We start from the raw sequence: 4,443 nt of genomic DNA, 5'->3' as shown, positions 1-4,443 counted from the left end.
CAGAGGGACGAAGAAGGGCCCCGCCTGCAGGCGGGGCCCTTCTCGTATCGGGGTGTGCGGGGTGTCGTACGCCGGACCGGGGTGCCGGCGTGGACGTCAGGCCGGGGTGCCTGCCGCCTTGCGGTAGCCGCGGATCGCGGGCCAGGTGAACAGCGCGATCGCGCCAACCGACCACAGGACGGTCTTGATCAGCGGTTCGGCGACCGGGCCGCCGAGGCTCAGACCCTTCATCGCGTCGATGGCCGTGGACATCGGCTGATTCTCGACGAAGCCCTGCAGCCACGTCGGGTACGCAGCAGTCGGGACGAACCCCGAGTTGAAGAACATGAGCAGGGAACACGCCAGGGACAGCAACTCAACCAGCGGCGCCTTCGCGGCGTTCACCGACAGCGCGGTCACCATCGTCGCGAAACCCAGGCCCATGAGCAGTGGCACGCAGATCAGTGCGAGGCCGGCGAGCGGGCCCTGGTTGAACCGGAAGCCCAGCACCATGCCGACCATGAGGATCAGCACCGTCGTGAGCACGATTCGGACCGACTCGGCGAGCAGGCGGCTGATGAGGCCGGACGCCCGATGCACGGGCAGGATCCAGAACCGGCTCAGCAGGCCTCGATGCCACTCCATCTTCAGCTGCATACCGCTGGCGATGGACCCGAACATCGACCCGACCAGCGTGATCATCGGGGCGTACCCGTAGACGCTGTTGATCCCGGTCGCCCGGGTGACCGACGAGCCGAGCACCGCGTTGAACATGAGCAGCATGATCGACGGGTAGACGATGGCCTGCAGCATCGTGAACGGGTCGCGCATCCAGCGGGTCAGCAGACGTTGGGTCTGCAGCAGGCTGTGCGTGATCAGGGCCTGACGGGAGTCCTCCGGGTAGGCCTCGGTGGTCTCCTGGAACGTGATCCGGGTGAGGGCGCCCTCGTCGCGCCGCTCGTGGGTGGGCGCGGTGGTCACTGGCGCCTCACATTCGCCCAGATGGTGATCGGGGTGACGATCAGGAACAGCGCGGTACACCACAGCAGCGCGGGCATCATCAGATGCAGCGTCGCCGTGCCGTCCGCGATCGCGCGCAACGAGATCGAGAACTGCGAGATCGGCTGGTTGCGGACGAACCACTGCGACCAGGTCGGGAACTGCGCGACGGGCACGAAACCGGCCGAGAACATGCCGAGGATCAGCTGCGGAATGGTCAGCGCCTGGCTGGTCATCTCGGGACTGCGGCTGAGAGTGCCGATGAGGTCGCCGCCGAGTGACAGCGTCATCGCGATCGCGAGTGACATCGCGACGAACAGCACGGAGTTCGCGATGCCGCCGTTGAACCGGAACCCGATGATGTGGCCGTACACGAGCGCGGCGATCAGGGAGATCGAGCAGTGCACGAAGGACGCCGACATGCGGGAGGCCAGCGGGACCCCGGCGAACACGGGCATCGTCTGGAACCGGGCATTCATGCCGTTGACGGCCTCGAGCGCCGCCTTGCCCGCTGCCGAGATCGCGGTGAACGCCATCGCCTGCAGCACGATGATCGCCATGACGAACTGCGCGTAGTCGATGCCCTGGAACTTCATCACGAAACGCAGTGGCAGATAGAAGCCGATGGTGAAGATCGCGGGTGCGAGCACGGCGATGAAGAACTGGCCGCTCGTCCACATGCGACGGATGTTCCGACCGGTAAGCGCGAGCCACTGGCCGGTCGCTGAGAGTTCGGGCCTGCGGTGCCTGCCGACCCGTGCGACGGCGCGGGACTGGGGCTCGGGCGGGGTGTCCTCGGTCTTCGCGGTACTTGCCGCGATTGCTGTCACGACGCTTCGCTCTCTTCGGCGGCGGGTTGCCCTGTCAACGCGAGGAACACGTCGTCGAGCGACGGCCTCCGCAGCGCGATGTCGGCCAGCGGGACCCGGGAGATGTCAAGTCTGCGCAGGACCTCCGCGAGCGTCTGCGCACCGTACTGCGCCGGGATCGACAACCGGTCGTGGCCGGTGGCGGTGACGTACTCCGGCGGCACCAGGCTCGTCAGCACCGCGTGCACGCGAGGCAGGTCCGCGAGTCTGAGCGGAACCACCTCGCAGTAGCTGCCGCCGGTGCGGTCCTTGAGCTGATCGGCGGTGCCCTCCGCGATGACGGTCCCTTTGTCGATGACGACGATGTTGTCGCTGAGGACGTCCGCTTCCTCGAGGTACTGCGTGGTCAGCAGGATCGTGATCCCCTGATCCTTGAGCGTGGAGACGAGCGACCACACGCCCTGACGGCTGCGGGGGTCGAGACCGGTCGTCGGCTCGTCGAGGAAGACGACCTCGGGTCGGGTGACGAGGCCGCAGGCGATGTCGACGCGGCGACGCATACCACCGGAGTACCCGGCGACCTTGCGTTCGGCGGCGTACTCGAGGTCGAACTGCCTCAGCAGTTCCTCGGCGCGGGCCTTCGCGGACTGGCGGTTCAGGCCCATGAGCCGACCGAACAGGACGAGATTCTCGCGGGCCGTCAGTTGCTCGTCGAGCGCGGCGTACTGACCCGTCATCATGATCGAACGCCGCACCGCGGGGGCCTGCTCGACAACGTCGTGGCCGGCGACGACAGCGCGTCCCGAATCCGGGCGCAGCAGAGTCGACAGCACGTTGACCGTCGTGGTCTTGCCTGCGCCGTTGGGGCCGAGAACACCGAGAACAGTGCCGCGCGGCACCTCGAAGCTGACCCCCCTGAGCGCCTGAACTTCACCGAAGGACTTGCGGATGCCCTCGACCAGGACGGCAGAGTGGGGTGTAGGCATGCACGCGAGTATGTCATGCATCGCCGAGCCCCGAGGCTGACCTGCAAGGCAGATTTTCGCCCGTCCTTTCGATGTTCGCCAACCGGTAACGAGTGGGGCCTGCACGCCGATGGATCTGTCCCGGTCGGTGCCGGTGGGGGCGACGTCGAGGGCGTGCGGTGTCGAGGAGACGCGGACGCCGGTGAGCCTCGTCACGCGACGGAACCGGACGGTCGGCCCACCACGACGAGACGCCGGGCGTGGTCGGGACGTCGTCCGTGTCGGCGATCTCATGACGCCGGGGTGACCCAGATGGTGATGTCCGCGTGGACGACCTCGGTGCCGTCCCTGTCCCGAATCGAGACGGGCACGACGAGCTCGGTGCCCTCGGTGACGGCGGTGAAGTCGGGAACGGTCGGCAGGGTCGCGACCGCGTGGAGTGCTGTCGACGCCTTCGCCAGGTACTGCGTGTGCATCGCCTTTGGGATCCAGCGATGGGTGGGAGGGACCGTGGCCTCGGCGAGCATGCCCATCGCAGCTTCGGCGAGGTTGCACGCCGCGATCGCGTGGAAGGTGCCGAGGTGGTTGCGCACGCCCCACCATTTGGGTGCCCGGATCTCGCAACGACCGGGCTCGAGTGCGGTCACGCGGGGGAGGACGGTGGCGAAGTAGGGGACACGTACGCACATGCCGAGAGAGAACAGTGCGGAGCCCAGGGCGTTGTGCGGCAGACGCTGCCAGGCGCGGTAGGTCGGGGTGACGGTCGACATGGCCAGACCTTACTCGAAAGTAAGATACTTGCCGAGGTGTGACCCGTTCGGATTTGAAGTCCACGCCGAACTCCGGCATACTGGTCGGGTTGCCTGGACCGGGGACACGCACGCGTGCGGCCTACGTCCGGCTGAAGAGGTCGACGACCAGGCGTCGTCCCACCGAGATGGGGATTCCCGCTCGGAGGGAGCAGTCACCCGGTCCGGCCAAGTAGGACAGCGTCGACAAGTACGACAGTGTCGACAGGTAGGAAATGCAGTATCCATTCGCGCTCCATCCGGAGCGCGGGCTCGGTACACATTCCGCTGGCCGATTCGTGTGTGAACACGAATCGGGGAATGAGCGGGAGGGCGACACGCCCGACCGCGTGGACCGGGGACAGTTCCATGACAGATGAACAGCGGCAGCGGATCGGATTTCCCGATCGGCATCGGATCAGGTCCTTCGACCTTTGGCGCCGATCGCCAACGTTCTTCTTCGCCCGGTAGTGGGTGGAACTGTGCACAGGGTGGTCTCCGAGTGGGACCACAGCAGACAAGCGTTCCCCGAGGGGAGCGCAAGGCCTAATCACATCGGGCAAGGAAGAGGACACAAGCGTGGCGGGACAGAAGATCCGCATCAGGCTCAAGGCCTACGACCATGAGGCGATCGACGCGTCCGCGCGCAAGATCGTCGAGACGGTGACCCGTACCGGGGCCCGCGTGGTCGGACCGGTGCCGTTGCCGACCGAAAAGAACGTGTACTGCGTCATCCGCTCGCCGCACAAGTACAAGGACTCGCGCGAGCACTTCGAGATGCGTACCCACAAGCGGCTCATTGACATCCTCGACCCGACGCCCAAGACGGTCGACGCGCTCATGCGCATCGACCTGCCGGCGAGCGTCGATGTCAACATCCAGTGAGCGCGGCGGAGACAACAA

At 66.5% G+C, this 4,443-nt stretch carries 5 protein-coding genes; 1 reads left to right on the top strand and 4 read right to left on the bottom strand.

Annotated features, from left to right (window positions below; genetic code table 11):
- Positions 1-96 precede the first annotated feature (96 nt).
- The 4 genes from RHCRD62_RS06440 to RHCRD62_RS06425 all read right to left on the bottom strand — a co-directional run bounded on the left by RHCRD62_RS06440 (position 97) and on the right by RHCRD62_RS06425 (position 3,522).
- Positions 97-960, bottom strand: coding sequence for an ABC transporter permease (locus RHCRD62_RS06440; protein WP_050063890.1), 864 nt, complete (start codon positions 958-960; stop codon positions 97-99).
- Entirely contained in the window at positions 957-1,808 is an 852-nt protein-coding gene (locus RHCRD62_RS06435; protein WP_050063889.1) for an ABC transporter permease, read from the bottom strand. The genes RHCRD62_RS06440 and RHCRD62_RS06435 overlap by 4 nt, the downstream gene beginning before the upstream one ends.
- A complete protein-coding gene (locus RHCRD62_RS06430) occupies positions 1,805-2,773 on the bottom strand; it encodes a daunorubicin/doxorubicin resistance ABC transporter ATP-binding protein DrrA (RefSeq protein WP_050063888.1) in 969 nt (322 codons plus the stop codon). Before RHCRD62_RS06430 ends, RHCRD62_RS06435 begins: the two co-directional genes overlap by 4 nt.
- A gap of 269 nt (positions 2,774-3,042) precedes the next feature.
- On the bottom strand, positions 3,043-3,522 hold the full coding sequence (locus tag RHCRD62_RS06425) for a hotdog fold domain-containing protein (protein ID WP_050063887.1): 480 nt from the start codon (positions 3,520-3,522) through the stop codon (positions 3,043-3,045).
- Between the two features lie 597 nt (positions 3,523-4,119).
- Between RHCRD62_RS06425 and rpsJ the strand changes: the two genes are divergently transcribed.
- Positions 4,120-4,425, top strand: coding sequence for a 30S ribosomal protein S10 (rpsJ, locus tag RHCRD62_RS06415; RefSeq protein WP_003938093.1), 306 nt, complete (start codon positions 4,120-4,122; stop codon positions 4,423-4,425).
- Positions 4,426-4,443 lie beyond the last annotated feature (18 nt).

Origin of the sequence: Rhodococcus sp. RD6.2 (assembly GCF_001040705.1) — a bacterium.
GTDB lineage: Bacteria > Actinomycetota > Actinomycetes > Mycobacteriales > Mycobacteriaceae > Rhodococcus_G.
This window is presented reverse-complemented; position numbering and strand designations above follow the sequence as displayed.

Bases quoted from the DNA above. Each gene is read 5' to 3' on its own strand.
- RHCRD62_RS06430 (WP_050063888.1), bottom strand. From the start codon at position 2,773: ATGCCTACACCCCACTCTGCCGTCCTGGTCGAGGGCATCCGCAAGTCC.
- RHCRD62_RS06425 (WP_050063887.1), bottom strand. From the start codon at position 3,522: ATGTCGACCGTCACCCCGACCTACCGCGCCTGGCAGCGTCTGCCGCAC.